This window comes from Kitasatospora sp. NPDC094019 (assembly GCF_044764505.1).
Classification (GTDB): domain Bacteria; phylum Actinomycetota; class Actinomycetes; order Streptomycetales; family Streptomycetaceae; genus Kitasatospora.
Map to the genome: position 1 here is coordinate 86,021 of NZ_JBIWIF010000018.1, position 17,765 is coordinate 103,785.

The 17,765-nt window shown below is 73.8% G+C and carries 15 protein-coding genes; 8 read left to right on the plus strand and 7 right to left on the minus strand.

The features are described from left to right. Positions 1-100: 100 nt before the first annotated feature. The gene (locus ACIQ9P_RS31350; RefSeq protein ID WP_402363675.1) at positions 101-349 is read left to right on the plus strand and encodes an SCO4226 family nickel-binding protein; all 249 of its coding nucleotides are present in this window, start codon (positions 101-103) and stop codon (positions 347-349) included. A 280-nt stretch (positions 350-629) separates the two neighbouring features. Here ACIQ9P_RS31350 and ACIQ9P_RS31355 read toward each other — a convergent pair whose 3' ends face one another. Next, entirely contained in the window at positions 630-935 is a 306-nt protein-coding gene (locus tag ACIQ9P_RS31355; protein WP_402363678.1) for an antibiotic biosynthesis monooxygenase family protein, read from the minus strand. A gap of 133 nt (positions 936-1,068) precedes the next feature. On the opposite strand from ACIQ9P_RS31355, the gene ACIQ9P_RS31360 reads away from it, so the two are divergent. Next, positions 1,069-1,764: an MSMEG_1061 family FMN-dependent PPOX-type flavoprotein gene (locus ACIQ9P_RS31360; RefSeq protein ID WP_402363681.1), complete on the plus strand. Its 696-nt coding sequence runs from the start codon at positions 1,069-1,071 to the stop codon at positions 1,762-1,764. A 146-nt stretch (positions 1,765-1,910) separates the two neighbouring features. Here ACIQ9P_RS31360 and ACIQ9P_RS31365 read toward each other — a convergent pair whose 3' ends face one another. Then, positions 1,911-2,108 (minus strand): YegP family protein, encoded by a 198-nt coding sequence (locus ACIQ9P_RS31365; protein ID WP_375969629.1) that lies wholly within the window; start codon positions 2,106-2,108, stop codon positions 1,911-1,913. Between the two features lie 149 nt (positions 2,109-2,257). Here ACIQ9P_RS31365 and ACIQ9P_RS31370 point away from each other — a divergent pair, with 149 nt between their 5' ends. Then, positions 2,258-2,671, plus strand: a complete 414-nt coding sequence (locus ACIQ9P_RS31370) for an HIT family protein (protein WP_402363684.1) — start codon at positions 2,258-2,260, stop codon at positions 2,669-2,671. A gap of 11 nt (positions 2,672-2,682) precedes the next feature. Here ACIQ9P_RS31370 and ACIQ9P_RS31375 read toward each other — a convergent pair whose 3' ends face one another. Both ACIQ9P_RS31375 and ACIQ9P_RS31380 read right to left on the minus strand, forming a co-directional pair. Continuing rightward, a complete protein-coding gene (locus ACIQ9P_RS31375) occupies positions 2,683-4,311 on the minus strand; it encodes an alkaline phosphatase family protein (RefSeq protein ID WP_402363687.1) in 1,629 nt (542 codons plus the stop codon). Positions 4,312-4,488: 177 nt separating this feature from the next. After that, entirely contained in the window at positions 4,489-5,262 is a 774-nt protein-coding gene (locus ACIQ9P_RS31380) for a GntR family transcriptional regulator (RefSeq protein ID WP_402363689.1), read from the minus strand. Positions 5,263-5,595: 333 nt separating this feature from the next. On the opposite strand from ACIQ9P_RS31380, the gene ACIQ9P_RS31385 reads away from it, so the two are divergent. The 4 genes from ACIQ9P_RS31385 (at position 5,596) to ACIQ9P_RS31400 (ending at position 13,033) form a co-directional block, all read left to right on the plus strand. After that, positions 5,596-6,513, plus strand: coding sequence for a glycoside hydrolase family 19 protein (locus tag ACIQ9P_RS31385; RefSeq protein ID WP_402363692.1), 918 nt, complete (start codon positions 5,596-5,598; stop codon positions 6,511-6,513). Between the two features lie 111 nt (positions 6,514-6,624). Continuing rightward, positions 6,625-7,701 (plus strand): serine hydrolase domain-containing protein, encoded by a 1,077-nt coding sequence (locus tag ACIQ9P_RS31390; RefSeq protein ID WP_402363695.1) that lies wholly within the window; start codon positions 6,625-6,627, stop codon positions 7,699-7,701. Between the two features lie 477 nt (positions 7,702-8,178). Continuing rightward, the gene (locus ACIQ9P_RS31395) at positions 8,179-8,652 is read left to right on the plus strand and encodes a DIP1984 family protein (protein WP_402363698.1); all 474 of its coding nucleotides are present in this window, start codon (positions 8,179-8,181) and stop codon (positions 8,650-8,652) included. Between the two features lie 667 nt (positions 8,653-9,319). Beyond that, positions 9,320-13,033 (plus strand): SpoIIE family protein phosphatase, encoded by a 3,714-nt coding sequence (locus tag ACIQ9P_RS31400; RefSeq protein ID WP_402363700.1) that lies wholly within the window; start codon positions 9,320-9,322, stop codon positions 13,031-13,033. 101 nt (positions 13,034-13,134) lie between these two features. Here ACIQ9P_RS31400 and ACIQ9P_RS31405 read toward each other — a convergent pair whose 3' ends face one another. The 3 genes from ACIQ9P_RS31405 to ACIQ9P_RS31415 all read right to left on the minus strand — a co-directional run bounded on the left by ACIQ9P_RS31405 (position 13,135) and on the right by ACIQ9P_RS31415 (position 16,438). Then, positions 13,135-13,614: a MarR family winged helix-turn-helix transcriptional regulator gene (locus tag ACIQ9P_RS31405; RefSeq protein ID WP_402363703.1), complete on the minus strand. Its 480-nt coding sequence runs from the start codon at positions 13,612-13,614 to the stop codon at positions 13,135-13,137. Then, the gene (locus ACIQ9P_RS31410; RefSeq protein ID WP_402363706.1) at positions 13,611-15,362 is read right to left on the minus strand and encodes an MFS transporter; all 1,752 of its coding nucleotides are present in this window, start codon (positions 15,360-15,362) and stop codon (positions 13,611-13,613) included. The genes ACIQ9P_RS31405 and ACIQ9P_RS31410 overlap by 4 nt, the downstream gene beginning before the upstream one ends. Positions 15,363-15,496: 134 nt before the next feature. Continuing rightward, the gene (locus ACIQ9P_RS31415; RefSeq protein ID WP_402363708.1) at positions 15,497-16,438 is read right to left on the minus strand and encodes an RluA family pseudouridine synthase; all 942 of its coding nucleotides are present in this window, start codon (positions 16,436-16,438) and stop codon (positions 15,497-15,499) included. 206 nt (positions 16,439-16,644) lie between these two features. Here ACIQ9P_RS31415 and ACIQ9P_RS31420 point away from each other — a divergent pair, with 206 nt between their 5' ends. Next, positions 16,645-17,763: a PP2C family protein-serine/threonine phosphatase gene (locus ACIQ9P_RS31420; RefSeq protein ID WP_402363711.1), complete on the plus strand. Its 1,119-nt coding sequence runs from the start codon at positions 16,645-16,647 to the stop codon at positions 17,761-17,763. Positions 17,764-17,765 lie beyond the last annotated feature (2 nt).

Sequence of the window (17,765 nt, forward strand, 5' to 3'; positions counted from 1 at the left end):
CCGGGCGTCCGGTGGCGGCTCGGGGTGCGTCGGGCGCAGGCTGGTGGTACCGGGGCGGCGACTCCCGCCGTCGCGGGCGACCGCGGGAGGTGCGGGAGCTATGGCCAAGTTCATGGACGTCCACCACGGGATGGCCGGCATCACCGAGGAGCAGTTGCGAATGGCGCACCAGGCGGACCTGGCGATCCAGGCCGAGGAGGGTGTGACCTTCGAGCAGGCATGGGGCGATCCGGAGTCCGGGCACGTCTACTGCCTGTCCGAGGCGCCGTCGAAGGAGGCCGTGCAGCGGATCCACGAACGCACCGGGCATCCGGCGGACGAGGTGCACGCCGTTCCGCTGATCGTCTGACCACTCGACCGTTCCGTTGTTCGGTTGTTCGGCTGACCAATTGCCGGTTGCGCGTCTGCTCGATCACCTTGATTGGTCATCCGTCCAATTGGCCGACCCGGGCGATCTGTTGTTCTGTTGCCCAATTGTGCAATTGGTCGGTTGGCCAATTGGTGGATCGCCGCATTGGTCGATTGCCCAACAGTACTGCTGGTCAGTCGACCAATAGCTGTTGTTCAACCGCCCAATTACCTGGCCGCCGGGCCCGACCGGGCAACGGGGCACGGCACTGCCACCCGGATCAGGGCGCGGGGACCGGCGTGAAGTGGGTGACCTCCGGAGGGTGGGCCAGGTAGCGCAGCTCGCCCTCCGACCAGACCGGCCGGATCCGCCACATCGGCCCCGCGTAGCCGAGCAGCGACGCCTCGTCGCGCCAGCGGCTGACCACGAGCACCCGGTGCCCGCCCTCGGTGACGGAGCGCAGCAGTTCGCCGCCGAGGCAGCCGTCGGTGCGCCCGAGCTGTGGCAGCACTTTGCTGGTCAGCACCTCGCAGAACTCCTCGATGTGCCCGGCCATGACCTGCCCGGCCCAGATTCTGATGATCACGGCGACCACCTGCCCCGAAGCGTCCTGACCCCGCCCCCATTATCGACGCGAAAACGCTGGTGGGGAGGGATTCGGGCGAGATTTCCCGACGGCACCCGACCGCCCCGGCGCGGGCTCGGTTACGTTGATCGGTATGACCAGCACACCGGCGTCCGTCGTTCCGTCAACCCCCGGGCCGGACCGGCCCTCCGGCCTGTTCGAGGCCCTCGCCGCCGCCTCCGTCCGTGACCCGGCCGGGCTGCGGGAGATCTACGAGCAGCCCGGGGACCACGCGCGCCGCAAGCAGGTGGACCGAATCCACGAGGTCGCCCGACAGTTGATCGCCTGCTCCTCACTGGTCCTCCTGGCCAGTGCGGACGCCGACGGACGCTGTGACGTGTCCCCGCGCGGCGGGCCGGCCGGACTCGTGTCGGTGCTCGACGAGTTCACCCTGGCGATCCCCGACGCGACCGGCAACAAGCGGCTCGACACCCTCCACAACATCGTCCAGACCGGCCGGGTCGGGCTGCTGTTCGTCGTGCCGGGCCGGGACACCACCCTGCGGGTCAACGGGCGGGCCTGCGTCTCCACCGATCCGCGGCTGCTGGAGCAGTTGACGGCGGTCGGCAAGCCGCCGCGCAGTGCGATCGTGGTCGCCGTCGAGGAGGTCTTCGCGCACTGCCCGAAGTCCTTCCTGCGCGCCTCGGCGTGGAAGCCGGAGAACTGGCTCGCCAAGGACGCCCAGCCGAGTTCGGCCGAGGTCACGCTCGCGCACCTCGCCGACCCCTCGCTGACCGTCGAGGCGATCGAGCAGACCGAGCGGGAGGCCCTGCTCTACCGCTACGAGTAGCGGCGCGGAGGCCGGCCCGGCCACCGGACCCGGGCCGGACAGCCCTGCGGGAACGACGGCACTGGAACGACGGCACGGGAACGACGGTGCGGGGCCGGCCGGCGCGCTCGTGCCGCCCCGGACCGGCCCCGCACGGACCGCCGCGATCAGGCCGCGGCCGCGGACTTGGCGACGTCCACCACGCTCGCGCCGTTCGCCGCCCGCTGAACGGCCTCGACGCCCTTGTGCGCCGCGTCCTTGCTCGCGTATCCCTGGCCGGTGGCGACGATCTCGCCGTTGCCCGCCTTGAGCCGGAACCGGTACTTGCCACCGGCGTCCTCGTACACCTCGAACTTGCCCGCCATCCGGGCCACCTCCTCGTCGACGGGACGCGCCGCGCGCCCCACCTGCACGGTGCGCCCGGACGCCGCCGGGCCGCACCCGCTCGGGGTCCGGACGGGTGACCCGGGCGGGAGCGCGTGCCGGGGCCGCGCGGGGCGGGTTGAATGGACGGATGGACTGCGTCTTCTGCGCGGTGGTCGCCGGCACGGAGCCCGCGCACCGGGTGCTGGACGACGAGGTGGCGGTGGCCTTCCTGGACCGCCGGCCGCTCTTCCCCGGCCATGTGCTGGTGGTCCCCCGCGACCATCACCCCACCCTGACCGACCTGCCCCCGACGGAGGTGGGCCCGTTCTTCCTGCGCGTGCGGCGGGTGGCGGCGGCGGTGGAGCTCGGCCTGGGGGCGGCGGGGAGCTTCGTCGCGGCGAACAACCGGATCAGCCAGTCGGTGCCGCACCTGCACGTCCACGTGGTGCCGCGCAACCCCAAGGACGGGCTGCGCGGCTTCTTCTGGCCGCGCCGGACCTACTCCGACGAGGCGGACGCGGCACTGGTCGCCGAGCGGCTGCGCGCCGCGCTCGCCCCCTGAGCCCGCCCGGGTCAGCCGACCCGGACGCCGTCCACGACCCAGTACCAGTTGTTGCTCCCGGTGTACCGGAAGCGCAGCCGCAGCCGGCTCGCGCCCGCCGGGACGGCCAGGTCCAGCCGCTGGCGGCCGTTGGTGTCGGCGGTGTAGCTCTTCACCTCGACGGGAGTGCCGCCGTCCCAGACCGCGAGCACCCGGGCGGTCTGGACGCCCTCGGGCCGGTAGAAGGTGTTGAACACGACCGGGACGCTGCTCCGGCCCGCCACCGGGTACTCGGGGCTGACCAGGGTGGAGTCGTAGTTCCCCTGGAAGGTCCTGTCGGCCCACTCGTCGGAGTCGGCGACGGCGAAGACGTTGCGGGAGCGGACGTTCAACTCGCGGTTCTGGTCGCGCTGGGCCTTGGTCCAGAACTCGTCGGTGGTGAACGACCAGCCGCGCCACTCGGTGACGCCGCCGGTGCCCATCGCCGAGTTGTCGACCGACCAGCCGGCCGGCGCGGTGCGGGTGAAACCGAGGACGCCGGCGGCGATGCCGGTCTCGTCGACCCGGCCGGTGAGCTGCGGGCGCAGCGCGTCGAAGTCGTCCGGGACGAGGGCCGGGACCGCGGTGCCGTCGAGGCCCCAGGCGGGGTCCGCGGCGATGCCGAGGTGGGCCAGCGCGGTGGGCGCGATGTCGACCATCCGCACGTCGTGGCGCACCGAACCGGCCGGGAACGCCGAACCGTTGGCGATCACGAAGGTCTGCCGCTCCTCCCAGGTGGAACCGCCGTGGCCGCCGGTGGGGGTGTGACCGTGGTCGGCGGTGACCATCACCAGCCAGTCCTCCTGGGCGTAGCCGGTCCGGCCCCGGACGGCGGCGAGGATCTGGCCGACCTGGGCGTCCACGCCCCGGATCGCGTCCAGGTACGCCCGGCTGGCGGAGCCGCTGTTGTGCCCGGCGTGGTCGACGTTGTCCAGTTGGACGAAGACCGCGTCGGGGTCACCGTCGCGCAGCCGGGCGACGGCGCGGGCGGTGGTGCCGGTGTCGTACTCGGCGGACGGGGTGGCGACGCGGGTGTCGACCCGGCCGGAGTAGATCGTGTCGGCGATCGGTGCCCAGGACGCCACCACGTAGGTGGAGAGCGCCGGGTTCGCGGTCTCGGCCCGGGTCAGGAAGTCCGGGTAGGCGGCGAAGGCGGGGGCGGTGAAGTTGTTGTCGCGGACGTTGTGCTTGTCCGGCCAGACGCCGGTGGCGATGGTGGACCAGCCCGGGCCGGAGGAGGTGCCCGCCATCGGGTTGGTGTAGAGGCTGCTGGCGGCGGTGAGGCCGCCGGCCATCAGGGCGGCGAGGTTCGGGGCGCCGGAGTCCTTGACGCGGGTGATCATGGTGCCGTCCAGGCCGATGACCAGGACCTTGGGGGTGCGGGCGGCGGCGGTGACGGGGGTGGCCGCGCGGGCGGCGGGCGTGGTGGCCGCGTGGGCGGCGGTGGCGGCCAGCGGGCCGGCGGCGAGTGCCGCGGCGGCGCCGAGGAGCAGGCCCCGGCGGGACAGGGCCGGGACCGCGGCGGGGGCGGTGGCGGTGACGGTTGGGCTCTGCGGGGTGGCGTGGGCCTGCTGCGCGGCGGGGATCCGGGGGGTCACGTCGTTCTCCTGATGCGTCGTCATGGCGCGGAACGGGGCGGTGACTACGGTCGGAGCGGCGGATGACCGGGGGTCGCCGGGTTGCCGACCCGGGTGTGAACAACGCCCGAATTCGGTCCAGACCCGTTATCTTTACGTGATCGAACTTGGCCCGCCGAACGATTCGGGCCGGACCGGTCCGCCGAGATCGGACCGCCGAGCTCAGTCCGCCTCCAGGCGGGTGGTGAAGCTGAAGCGGTCGCCCCGGTAGAGCGAACGGACCCGCTCCACCGGCCGGTCGGCGGCATCCCGGGTCAGCCGGTGCAGCAGCAGCATCGGCAGCGCGGGCGGGGTGCCGATCAGCAGCGCCTCGCGCGGGGTCGCCAGTACCGTCTCGATCCGCTCGTCCGCGGCGCCGAAGGAGATGCCCGCCTTCTCACCGAGGTACGCGTACAGCGAGGACCCGGGGTCGAACTCCTCCTCCAGCCCGGGCACCCGCCCGACCGCCAGATAGGTGCTCTCCAGGCCCACCCGCTCGCCGTCCGCGAGCAGGACCCGCTCCAGGTGCCAGACCGGATCGCCGGCGCCGATGCCCAGCTGCCCGGCCAACTGCCGGTCGGCACCCAGTCGTTCGAGCCCGATCAAGGTGCGACCCGGCACCCGGCCCTGGCGCCGCACCCCCTCGGTGTAACTGGCGAGCGAGAGCGGCTGCTCCAGCTTCGGGCCGGCCACCACCGTGCTGCGGCCCCGCCGCCGGACCCGGCCCTGGATCAACAGCTCGCGCAGCGCCTGCCGGAGGGTCTCCCGGGCCACCTCGAAACGGGCGGCGAGCTCACGCTCGGTCGGCAGCACGCCCCCCTCGCCGAGCTCGTCCAGCAGGGACTCCAGCCGGCCCTTGACGGCGTAGTACTTGGGCACCCGGCCGTGCTCCGGAATGCCCGACCTGATCGGTGCGCCGGGGCCGGGGCGGGCGGCGGGGTCGGGGGTCTGGTCCACCCGGACATCCTCCCAGACCCGGCGACCGGACCACGGCCAGCCGCCCGCGCCCCTCACGCCCCTCGCACCCCCTGCGGGCACCCCGCCCCGAAGCCGCCTCCGGCGCTCCGGCCGCTCCCCGGGGCGGTCCACCCCGGCGCCTTTCCGGGCGATTCGCCCCGAACCCCTTGACAGGTATAGACCACTCCGCTTGAGTCTGGAACTACCCCGCACCCGGCCCGCACCCCGGTCGGCCCGTCCCCCACGACGCGCCCCCACGCGGGGCCCGGCTCCCCTGCCCCGACGAACCGTCCTCCACGACCGTGCGGCCCCCACCGCACAAGGGGTGATCAAGTGTCCACGAAACGCCTGCTCGCACTGCTGTCCGCCGTTCTCACGGCGCTCGCGGTGATCCTGCTGCTGCCCGCCGCCAACGCCAGCGCCGCCGCCTGCGCGACGCCCTGGAACTCCTCCGCCGTCTACACCAACGGGGCCACCGTCTCGTACAACGGCCACAACTGGCTCGCCAAGTGGTGGACCCAGAACGAGCCGCCGAGCACCGGTGGTTCGGGCGTCTGGTCCGACCAGGGCGGCTGCGGCACCGGCCCGAACCCGACCGGCACGCCCACCCCCACGGGCACCGTGAACCCGGGCGGATTCCCGGTCAGCCAGGCACAGTTCAACCAGATGTTCCCGAACCGGAACCCCTTCTACACCTACCAGGGCCTGGTCGACGCCCTCTCCGCCTACCCCGCGTTCGCCGCCACCGGCTCCGACACCGTCCGCAAGCAGGAGGCCGCGGCGTTCCTCGCCAACGTCAACCACGAAACCGGCGCACTGGTCTACGTGGTGGAGCAGAACACGGCCAACTACCCGCACTACTGCGACACTTCCCAGCCCTACGGCTGCCCCGCCGGACAGTCCGCCTACTACGGGCGCGGGCCGATCCAGCTGAGCTGGAACTTCAACTACAAGGCCGCCGGCGACGCCCTCGGCATCGACCTGCTGCGCAACCCCAACCTGGTGCAGACCGACCCGGCCGTGGCCTGGAAGACCGGGCTCTGGTACTGGAACACCCAGAACGGGCCCGGCACCATGACCCCCCACAACGCCATGGTCAACGGCGCGGGCTTCGGCGAGACCATCCGCAGCATCAACGGCTCGCTGGAGTGCAACGGCGGCAACCCCGCCCAGGTGCAGAGCCGGATCAACGCCTACCAGCGCTTCACCCAGCTGCTCGGCACCGTCCCCGGCAACAACCTGAGCTGCTGACCGGGCGGCGGGACGGCGGCCGCCCCGTACCTCCCGGGGACGAGCGGCGGGTACCGAAATCGTCGCCTCGGTGGACGCGACCACCGTCCCGCCCCTCCTAGGCTCGGAACCATGAACGATCTTGGCAGCCTCGTCCAGCAGACCGCCGACCGCCTCGCCGGCCAACAGGTCGGCGCGGTGGTCGCCGGGCTCGCCCGCGGCACGGTGGAGATCCGCGGCGCCGGACGCACCGGCCCCGGGGCCGCCGGCGGTCCGCCCGGACCCGACACCCTCTTCGAGATCGGGTCGGTGACCAAGGTCTTCACCTCGCTCACGCTCGCCCGGCTCACACTGGCGGGCACCGTCACCCTCGACGACCCGCTCGCCGACGTGCTCTCCGACGCCCTCCCGGCCGGCGTCACCGTCCCGGCCAAGGGCCCGGACCCGCTCACCCTGCGGCACCTCGCCACCCACACCTCCGGCCTGCCGAGGCTGCCCGCCGGCATGCTGCTGTCCTCCCTGCTCAGCCCCAACAAGCCCGACCCGTACGCGCACTGCACCACCGAGACCCTGCTGGCCGGCCTCGGCCGGACCAGGCTGCGAGCCGCCCCCGGCCGCAGCTTCCGCTACTCCAACCTCGGCGCCGGACTCCTCGGCCTCGCGCTCGCGCACCGGGCCGGCGTCGGTTACGGGGAGCTCGTCCGACGGGAGGTCTGCGAGCCGCTCGGGCTGAAGGACACCGTCCTGGAACCGGACCCGGAGCAGACCGCCCGGCTCGCCCCCGGACACACCTCGGGCGGGCGCCCGGTCCCGGCCTGGAACCTCGCCGACCTCGCCGGCGCGGGCGGCCTGCGCTCCACCGCGGCCGACCTGGCGGTCCTGCTCCAGGCCCAACTGGCCTCGGGCGCGGCCGAGGACTCGGCGCTGGCTCCCGCGATCGCGCTCACCCGGGAGGTCCGGCACCGCGTCAACCCGGTCGCCTGGATGCACCTCGGCTGGCTCGGTCACCGCCTCCACGCCCGCCAGGGCGGCCACCTCCAGATCTGGCACAACGGCGGCACCGGCGGCTACCGCTCCTTCATCGCCTTCGACCCCGAACGCCAGGTCGGCGTCATCGTCCTCGCCAACACCCGCCGCTCCGTCGACGCCCCCGCCGTCCGCCTCCTCCGCGCCCTCCAAACCACCCGCGCCACCTTCCCCGGCCGGTAGCGGCGCATTTTGCAAAGTCCTCCCACCCGAAAGGACTTTGCAAAAGCCCGACACCTTTTGCAAAGTGGAGACTTTGCAAAGTCCCGCAGCGCCGTCCCCGTCCATAGCGGCGAGGGGGGCGGTCCCGGTCCGGGAGCACCACCGGGGTGGGGAAAACCGGTTGGGGCGGCGCAGGAGGGCAGACAGAATGACGGGGCGGCCGACCTGGCCGACCTCCGGGAACTCCGGGGGCAGGAGCGGCCGGACGTCCTGCGCGACGTCCTGACCGCGGTCGGGCGACGCCCGGGCGACTCGGTGCGGCTCTTCCCCAGGGCGGTCACGGTTCCACGCGACCGCTGCCCGGATTCGACGCCACCGCCGACGGGGTCGGGGTGATGCGGACGGCGCCGGACATACGAGGCTCCGCACCGGGCGTTCGAGCGGGGGGGCGGTACACACACTTGTCGGACGAGCAACAGCGGTAGAGGTGATGACGCGATGAAACTGGCTGAGGCGCTCGCGCAGCGTGCGGCGGCGGCGCGGCAGGTGGAGCAGTTGCGGGCGCGCGTCGTCGGCAGTGCCCGTTTCCAGGAAGGCGAGGAGCCCGCGGAGAACGCGGCGGACGTCCTGGCCCAGGCCGACGAGGCGCTGGACGAGTTGGAGCGGCTGATCCGTGCGATCAACCGGACCAACTCCGCCGCGGTCGTCGAAGGCGGCGGTACCGTGACCGATGCCCTCGCCCGCCGGGACGTCCTCCGGCTGCGCCACTCGGTGATCACCTCGGCCGCCGACGCGGCCTCCGGACGCGACCAGCGCGGAGCCGTGCGGCAGCTGCGGTCCGAGCTCCGGATCCTCTCCGCCCTGCCGGTCGCCGAGCTCCGCGCCCGGGCCGACGTCCTGGCCAAGGAGATCCGCGAGGTGGACACGCTGATCCAGCGCACCAACTGGGAGATCGACCTGATCGAGGACTGATCACCGACCGGGTGCGGGAAGCAGGTAGTCGCAGCGGAGGCGTGCACACACCGCGGCCGGCGGTTCATCCGGCCCGGCGCGTGAAGAGCAACGCAGGGGTTCAACTCCCCATCGACAACGCAGCTCAGCAACGCGTACAGGTGACAGAGCAGACCGTACGGCTCATTACCACGTGCAGATCCGCCGACGAGGGCAGGGAACGGGGCGCCCCGCACCCGGGGAAGGGGGCCGTGCGCACAGCCACGGCCCCCTTCACCGCGTCCGGCCGTACTCCGGTTGAGCTCCGGTTGAGCTCCGGCCGTCCGGTGATCCGGCCGGCCGGCCGGCGCCGGGTTGCGCGAGATCCTCGACAGCCTCGCGGCACACCACCTCGCACGACTCCTCCAGCCGCACGTCCTCCCGTCGCACGACCGTTCCGGCCGGAGGCCCCGGCGGCGCCGGAGGGCCTCGGTACCGGACGGCACGGACGCGGACCGCAGGGGCGCGCAGAGCCTGTCGGAACGGCCCACGGGCTCGCGTGCCGCGCGGGGGTGGTGGGGGGCGTGGGAGGATGGCAGGGCTGATGGGGACGACCTCCGGGCGGTGCTGGCCATGGTGACCGAGCATGGTGAACGAGCGTCCTGAGCATGAGACCGACGGGCCCGGGCGGGTGCCGTCCGGGGATGGGGTGCGTCCGGCACCGGCCGGGGGCCCGGAGGAGGCCGCGGCGGACTCGGACGCGCTGCTGATGGTGCCGATCGCGACCGCGCTGATCGAGGCGGACGGCCGGATCCTGCACTGGAGCAGTGACGCCGAGGCCCTGCTCGGATACTCCGCGCAGGAGGCGATCGGCGCGCGGGCCGCCCAGTTGCTGGCCTCGGACGAGCAGCGGCCGGACGTGCTGGAGCTGTTCCAGGAGATCCTGGACGGCCGCGGCTGGTCCGGTGTGTTCCCGGTGCGCCACCGCGACGGGCACCATGTGAACCTGGAGTTCCGTACCCATCCGATCGCCGGTCCGGCCGGGAGCCCGCTGGTGCTGGCGGTGGCCTCGGACGTGACCACGCTGCGCCGGATCCAGGCGGACCTGGCGGTGCTGGACGGCTTCTTCTCGCAGTCCCCGGTCGGGATGGCGGTGTACGACGCCCAGCTCGCCTTCGTACGGATCAACGAGGCGCTGGCCCGGGTGAACGGGCTGCCGGTGGAGCGGCACCTCGGGAACCGGCTGACCGAGCTGCTGCCCGGGATCAACGGCGCCGAGAGCGAGGCGGTGATGCGCCGGGTGCTGGAGACCGGCGAACCGGTGCTGGACGCCCGTTCGCACGGCCGTACGCCGGGCGACCCGACCCACGACCACGCCTGGTCGGCCTCCTACTTCCGTCTGGAGGAGCCGGGCGGCCGGGTACTGGGCGTGAGTTCGACCATCATCGACATCACCGAGCGTTTCCGGGCCGACGCCCGCGCCGCCCGCGCGCAGGAGCGGCTGGCCCTGCTGGTGGAGGCCACCGCCTCCATCGGGACCACGCTGGACCTGCGGCAGACCGCCCGGGAGCTGGCCGACGCCATGGTGCCCAAGGTGGCCGACATCAGCGGCGTCTTCGCGCTGGAGGCGCTGGCGGCCGGCCGGACCGTCGAGCCGCTGGACCCGTCCGCGCCGCAGCACGTGCGGCGGCTGGCCCTGGCGACCTCCGACCCGTTGTACCCGGCCGAGGCGCTGCCGGTCGACACCGTGTACGAGGTGACGCCGGACACCCCGTACGCGCGGGCGCTGGCCACCGGGCGGACGGTGGTGGTGCCGTCCTGGGAACTGCCGCCGCTGAGCGACGCGATCACCGAGAGCCGCCGGCAGGCGTACCTCGGTGACCGTCCGCGGTCGGTGCGGATCACCCCGCTGGTGGCGCGCGGCACCACCCTCGGCATGATCGTCTACTCGCGGCGGGGCGAGCGGGAGTCCTTCGCCGAGGCCGACATCACACTCGGCGACGAGCTCGCCTCCCGGGCCGCCGTGGCCATCGACAACGCCCGGCTCTACCTGCGCCAGCACCAGATCGTGCTCGCCCGGCAGCAGGCGCTGCGCGAGGCGAAGGCCGCGCAGGAGCGCCTGGCGCTGGTGAACGTGGCCTCGGCCCGGATCGGCACCACCCTGGACCTCGCCCAGACCGCCGAGGAGCTGGCCGCCGTGGCGACCCCCCGGCTGGCCGACACGGTGGTGGTCGAGGTGCTGGAGGACCTGGTGCGCGGCGAGCGCGAGGCGCGGCCCTCGGGCGACGGCTCGGCGCTGCTGCGGCGGATGGCCTTCCATTCGGCGGACCGCTCGACCCTGCGGCCGATCGACCGCAGCGGCGGGGTGCACCGCTTCCCGGCCACCTCCCCGTACGCCTGGGCGCTCGGGCACCGCCGTCCGGTGCTGGTCCCGCGGATGGACGAGGCCGGGATGGCCTGGTTCCGGGACGATCCGGTGCGCGCGGCGGCGGTGCACGAGCAGCGGGTCCGCTCGTTCATGGTGGTGCCGCTGATCGCGCGCGGTTCGCCGGTCGGCGTCGCGGCGTTCTACCGGACGGTGGTGGACCGCCCGTACGAGGACGACGACCTGGCGCTGGCCGGGGAGTTGGCGGTGCGGGCGGCCGTGTCGATCGACAACGCGCTGCTGTTCACCCGGGAGCGGGACGCGGCGGCGGCCCGGCAGCGGGCGCTCGACGAGGCGTGGGCCGCGCAGCAGCGGCTGTCGTTGTTGAACGAGGCGTCGAACCGGATCGGCACCACGCTGGATCTCTACCGCACCGCCCACGAGTTGATCGAGGTGGTGATCCCCCGGTTCGCCGACTTCGTCACCGTCGACCTGCGCGAGGCGGTGCTCGGCGGCGAGGACCCGGCGCCGGTGCCGCCGGACGGCTCGGTGCTGATGCGGGCGGTGGCGGTCGGCGAGGTGGACGCCGACGGGGTGATGTCGGACGCGGCCGACGCGGTGGGCGAGACCTCGCAGTCGGCCCAGGTGTACGCGGAGAGCCTGCGCACCGGGCGGTCGATCCTGGTGTCGGAGGTCGACGAGGCGGCGCTGCGCCGGATCGTGGCCTCGCCGGACCGGGTGCAGCCGGGCCTGGACGCGGGTGTGCACTCGTACCTGATGGTGCCGTTGCTGGCGCGCGGACTGGTGCTGGGCGGCGCGGAGTTCATCCGGACCCGCAATCCGCTGTCGTTCGGCCCGGCGGACCGGGCGCTGGCGGAGGAGCTGGTCGGCCGGACCGCGCTGGCGATCGACAACGGTCGGCTGTACCGGCGGGAGCGGGAGACGGCGTTGACCCTGCAGCGGAGCCTGCTGCCGCAGGAGATCCACCGCACGCTGGGGCTGGAGATCGCCTACCGCTATCTGCCGAGCAGTGTGGTGAGCGAGGTCGGCGGGGACTGGTTCGATGTCGTCCCACTCTCCTCGGGCCGGGTCGCGCTGGTGGTCGGCGATGTGATGGGGCACGGCATCAGGGCGGCCGCGACCATGGGGCAACTGCGGACTGTGGCAAGGACGTTGATCACGCTGGAGCTGGCGCCGGACCGGGTGATGCAGCGGCTGGACGAGGCGACCACGGCGATCGGCGAGGGCCAGTTCGCCACCTGCGTCTGTGTCGTCTACGACCCGGTCGACCGCCGCTGCACGGCCTCCTGCGCGGGCCACCTGCCGCCGGTGGTGGCCGACACCGGGGGGAACGCGCGGCTGCTGGAACTGCCGCCGGGCGCGCCGCTCGGGGTGGGCGGGGTCCCGTTCGAGAGCGTGGAGTTCACGCTGCCGGAGGAGGGGTTGCTGGCGCTCTACACCGACGGCCTGGTGGAGCGGCGCGGCCGCGACCTCGACGAGGGGCTGCGGCTGCTGTGCCGCACGATCGCGGACCGGCGCGGCTCGCTGGAGCAGACCTGCGACGCGGTGCTCTCCGAACTCACCGGCCGCAGCAGCGAGGACGACATCGCGGTCATCATGGCGCAGGTGCGGCCGGCCGGTTCGGACCGGATCGCCACGCTCCCGCTCGACGACGACCACGCGATGGTGGCGCACTCGCGCCGGTTCACCCGGGAGACGCTGACCGGTTGGGGGCTGGCCCCGCTCGCCGACTGGGCCGAGCTGCTGACCAGTGAGCTGATCACCAATGCCCTGGTGCACGCGGGTTCGCCGACGCAGCTGCGGCTGCTGTGCAACCGGACGCTGACCGTGGAGGTGGCCGACCGGGACGCCGAGGCGCCACGGATGCGGCGCGCCGACGAGGAGGACGAGGGCGGGCGCGGAATCCATCTGGTGAACGAACTCGCGCACCGCTGGGGCACCCGGCGGACGCCGGACGGCAAGGTGGTCTGGTTCGAACTGGAGCTGCCGCCGGGCCTGTCGGGGCCGTCGGGGCCGTCGGGGCCGTCCGACCGGTGAGCGGCCCGGCCCCCGGCGGGGGCCGGCGGGGGCCGCCCGGACGCGAAGACCGAGCACGAGGACCGGACGCGAGGACCGGACGCGAGGACCGGACGCCGCGGTCAGGTGTCCTCGGCGGCCAGCAGGTGCTCCAGGACCGGCAGGGCCGCGAGCAGCAGTGCCTGTTCGTCCGGGGTGAGGTTCTCGGCCCGGCGGGCCAGGAGTTCGGAGCGCTGCCGGCGGATCCCGGCGAGCAGTTCGGCGCCGGCCGGGGCGAGGGCGACCAGGAAGGAGCGGCCGTCCGTGGGGTCGGGGAGCCGTTCGACCACCCCGGCGGTCACCAGCGGGCCGACGGTGCGGGTCATGGACGGCGCGGACACCCCTTCCAGGGCGGCGAGTTCGCCGAGCCGCAGCGGTCCGTGCTGCTCGATCCTGGCGATCGCGGACTGCTGCGCGAAGGTGAACTCCTGGCCGGCCGAGGACTGCGCGAGCCTGCGGTGCAGCCGGGCGATCACCAGCCGCAGCCGGGCGACGGCCGCCGCGTCCAGCGGGCCGGGTTCCGCGCCCCCGGGCGCCGGTCCGAGCGGCTCCGGGGCGGTCACGAGCCCGCTCCCCGGGTCGCCGCGCGGGCCTTCCCGGTGCCGCCACCGCCCGTTCCGCTGCCGGTACCGGTTCCCGCCCCGGCCGTCGCGCGTCCGGCGCGCCCGCGCAGCAGCGAGGCGACGGCCCCGACCAGCGACATCGCGATGGCGAGCGCGAACACCACCACGAGGCCGTCGTGGAAGGGGCCGGAGATCAGGTGGGGGAAGAACTCCCGACCGGTGAGCGTCCCGGCGGAGTCGGCGGGCACCTGGGCGAGGACGTGCGGGCCGAGCAGTTCGCGGATCGGGTTGTAGCCGAGGAAGGCCGCGAACAGGATGCCGACCGGGGGCAGTTGAGCGACGGTGTGGGCGTCCGCGGCGGGCACGCCCTGGGCGGTGAGCCCGTCGGCGAGGGTGTGCGGCAGGGAGCCGGCCAGTCCGGCCACCATGAGTGAGAAGAAGACGCCGATGGAGAGCACCATGCCGGCGTTCTGGAAGGTGGCCCGCATGCCGGAGGCGGCGCCCCGGTCGGCGGCGGGCACGCTGGACATCACCAGGGCCGTGTTGGGCGCGGCGAACAGGCCGCCGCCGAGGCCGTTGAGGAAGACCAGCAGCGCGAACGCCGGGTAGCCGAAGTCGGTGGGCAGGGCGAGCAGTCCGGCGAAGGAGGCGGCCGTCACCAGCAGGCCGCCGGCGGCGAACAGCCTGGCCCCGAACCGGTCGGACAGGTGCCCGGCGACCGGCCCGGCGACGAGGAAGCCGACGGTGAGCGGTACGAGGTAGATGCCCGCCCACAGCGGGGTGTCGGCGTAGTCGTACCCGTGCAGCGGCAGCCAGATGCCCTGGAGCCAGACGATCAGCATGAACTGGAGGCCGCCGCGGGCGATCGAACCCAGCAGGGTGGCGAGGTTGCCGCCGGCGAACACCGGGTCGCGGAAGAGCCGCAGCGGGAACATCGGTTCGGCGACCCGGCGCTCGATCGCGCAGAACAGCGCGAGCACGGCGGTGCCGCCGATCAGCCCGGCCAGCACCCACGGGTCGGTCCAGCCCATGGTGTGCCCGCCGTACGGCTGGATGCCGTAGGTGATCGCCGCGAGCAGGGCGGTCAGGCCGACGGCGAAGGTGATGTTGCCCCACCAGTCGATCCGGCCGGGGCGGCGGACGCCGGTCTCGCGCAGCGAGCGGTAGGCCCAGACGGTGCCGATCACGCCGATCGGCACGTTCACCCAGAAGACGGACCGCCAGTTCCACTCGGCGAGCAGTCCGCCGAGGACGAGGCCGACGAAGGAACCGGCGATCGCGGCGACCATGTTGACGCCGAGGGCCATGCCGCGCTGCCGGGCGGGGAAGGCGTCGGTGATGATCGCGGCGGCGTTCGCCATCAGCATGGCGCCGCCGACCGCCTGCACCACGCGCCAGCCGATCAGCCAGAGCGCTCCGCCGCCGCCCTGGAAGGGGTCGAGGGAGAGGACGACCGAGGTGACGGTGAAGATCAGGAAACCGGCGTTGTAGATCCGCACCCGGCCCCAGATGTCGCCGAGCCGGCCGAGGGTGACCACGAGCACCGCCGTGACCAGCATGTAGCCCATCAGCATCCACAGCAGGTAGCCGACGTTGCCGGGCCGCAGCGGGTCCAGGTGGATGCCGTTGAAGATCGCGGGCAGCGAGATCAGCACGATCGAGGAGTTGATCGTGGCGATCAGCATGCCGAGTGTGGTGTTGGAGAGTGCCACCCATTTGTAGCGCGGGTGGTCCGTGTCCACGTCCATCGCCCCGTCCTCCCCCGGATGGGCCGGGCCCCGGACGGGCCCGAGAATATTTAGCTGAGGTCAACTAAATTACTCCGTACGGGGCCCCCGGAGAAGACCCCCTCGGGAAGACCCCCTCGCACGGGCGGGCGGGGCTACCAGGACTCCGGGTCCGACCAGGCCGCCAGCGTCCGTCGGCTGTCGAAACGGCGCGGACGGCCGGTCAGCGGATCGGTGAACTCCATCGCGGCGGAGAGCAGCTGGAGCGGCCGCCGGAAGTCGTCCGGCGCCGGCTCCGGCAGCAGCACCGGGTACACCGGGTCGCCCAGGATCGGCAGACCCAGGCCGCTCATGTGCAGCCGCAGCTGGTGGGTCCGGCCGGTGGACGGCCGCAACAGGTAGTGGCCCAGCCCGTCACGCCGCTCCAGCAGGTCGATCCGGCTCTCGCTGTTCGGCGGCGCGTCGAGCTCCTGGGCGGCGATCACCCCGCGCTCCTTCACGATGTGGCTGCGCACGGTGCGGGGCAGCTCCACCGCCGGGTCGAACGCCGCCACCGCCCGGTACTCCTTCCGGACCAGCCGGTCCCGGAACAGCGACTGGTAGGCGCCCCGGTCCTGCGGGCGCACCACGAACATCGCCAGCCCCGCCGTCAGCCGGTCCAGCCGGTGCGCCGGGCTCAGCGCGGGCAGGTCCAGTGCGTGCCGCAGCCGGCTCAGCGCCGTCTCGACGACGTGCCGCCCGCGCGGGGTGGTGGCCAGGAAGTGCGGCTTGTCGACGACCACCAGGTGCTCGTCCCGGTGCAGCACCTCCAGCTCGAACGGGACCGGCACCTCGGCCGGCAGCTCCCGGTAGAACCACAGGTGGGCGCCGGGACGGAACGGGTCGGCCGGGCCGACGGACCGGCCGTCCTCGCCGACCACCTCGCCGGCCCGCAGCAGCCCGTCCACCCGCTCGGCCGCCACCGCCGGCAGCCGCTCCCCCAGGTACTCCCGCACGGTCTCCCACGGCCCGCCGGTCACCGGCAGCCGCAGATGCACCGGATCGACCCCCTGCCGCTGCGGCAGGGGGGAGGTCGGGGCCGCGCTCCTACGTCTCATCGCGCCCGTCAGCCTAGTTCGTCCCGGCTCCCGGGCGGACGACGGGCGAGCGGGCCGGTACGGCGGACACCGGTGCGGAGGGCCCCCGGACCGGGCGCCGGGATGCCGGTGGGGCGGGCGGCGGTGGAGAGTGGACGGAGGGGACGGCGCCCCGACGGGCGCCGCCGTCGAGTCGTCGGACCGTCGAGTGACCGGGAGGCGGGTGCGTGAGCGCGAGCGGCGAGGACACCGGGAGCGCGACGGCGGTGGACGCCGCACCGCCGCCGCCCCGGCTGCCGCGGCGGACCAGGCTGCTGCTGGGCGGCGCCTTCCTGCTGCTGGTCGCGGCCGTGGTGACGGACCTGCTGACCGGCCCGGGCAGCACCCTCTCCCCCGTGCTCGCCGCGGCGCCCGTGCTGGTCGGTGCCACCACCCGCCGGGCCCGGGTGCCGCTCGCCACCGGCGCGGCCGCCGTCGTGGTGGCGGGTCTGCTGGAGGACCTCAACTCGCAGCTGCCCGCCTCCGTCCACCTCGTCTCGCTGGTCACCATCACGGCCACCACCCTCGCCAGCACCGCCAACGTGGTGCTGATCGCCGCCCGCGAACGCGAGCTGTTCCACGTCCGGACCGTCGCCGAGGCGGCCCAGCGGGCCCTGCTGCGCCCTCCGCCGGAACGGATCGGGCCGCTGCGGATCGCCGTCCGGTACGTGGCGGCGGCCGCCGAGGCGAGGATCGGCGGGGACCTGTACGAGGTGGCGGACACGCCGTTCGGGATCCGGATCCTGCTCGGGGACGTCCAGGGCCACGGCCTGTCGGCGGTCGAGACGGCGGCGGACGTGCTCGGCGCCTTCCGCACGGCCGCGCGCACCGAACCGGACCTCGCCCGGCTGGCCGAGCACCTCGACGCCGCGCTGACCGGACGGCCCTCCGACGGGCGGTTCGTGACCGCGGTGCTGCTCGGCGTGGACCGGGGGGACAACGCGGCCCTGCTGGTGAACTGCGGCCATCCGTACCCGCTGCTGCGCCGCGCCGGCCGGGTCACCGAACTCGTGCCCGCCCGGCACGCGCCGCCGCTGGGACTGCTCGACCTGCTCGGCGACGGCCGCTACACCGCCGAGCCTGTCGATCCGTGTCCCGGCGACCTGCTGCTGCTGTACACCGACGGGGTCTCCGAGGCCCGTGACGCGGCGGGCGGGTTCTACCCGCTCCCCGAGCGCTTCGCCGAACTCCCGGCCGGGACGCCGGAGGACCTGATGGACGCCCTCCTGCCCGACCTCGCCGCCTGGGTCGCCCCGGCCGGCCTCGCGGACGACGCGGCGGCCCTCGCGGTCCGCTGGGACCGCTGATC

Bases quoted from the DNA above. Each gene is read 5' to 3' on its own strand.
- ACIQ9P_RS31350 (WP_402363675.1), top strand. From the start codon at position 101: ATGGCCAAGTTCATGGACGTCCACCACGGGATGGCCGGCATCACCGAG.
- ACIQ9P_RS31360 (WP_402363681.1), top strand. From the start codon at position 1,069: ATGACCAGCACACCGGCGTCCGTCGTTCCGTCAACCCCCGGGCCGGAC.
- ACIQ9P_RS31365 (WP_375969629.1), bottom strand. From the start codon at position 2,108: ATGGCGGGCAAGTTCGAGGTGTACGAGGACGCCGGTGGCAAGTACCGG.
- ACIQ9P_RS31370 (WP_402363684.1), top strand. From the start codon at position 2,258: ATGGACTGCGTCTTCTGCGCGGTGGTCGCCGGCACGGAGCCCGCGCAC.
- ACIQ9P_RS31375 (WP_402363687.1), bottom strand. From the start codon at position 4,311: ATGACGACGCATCAGGAGAACGACGTGACCCCCCGGATCCCCGCCGCG.
- ACIQ9P_RS31390 (WP_402363695.1), top strand. From the start codon at position 6,625: ATGAACGATCTTGGCAGCCTCGTCCAGCAGACCGCCGACCGCCTCGCC.
- ACIQ9P_RS31395 (WP_402363698.1), top strand. From the start codon at position 8,179: ATGAAACTGGCTGAGGCGCTCGCGCAGCGTGCGGCGGCGGCGCGGCAG.
- ACIQ9P_RS31410 (WP_402363706.1), bottom strand. From the start codon at position 15,362: ATGGACGTGGACACGGACCACCCGCGCTACAAATGGGTGGCACTCTCC.
- ACIQ9P_RS31415 (WP_402363708.1), bottom strand. From the start codon at position 16,438: ATGAGACGTAGGAGCGCGGCCCCGACCTCCCCCCTGCCGCAGCGGCAG.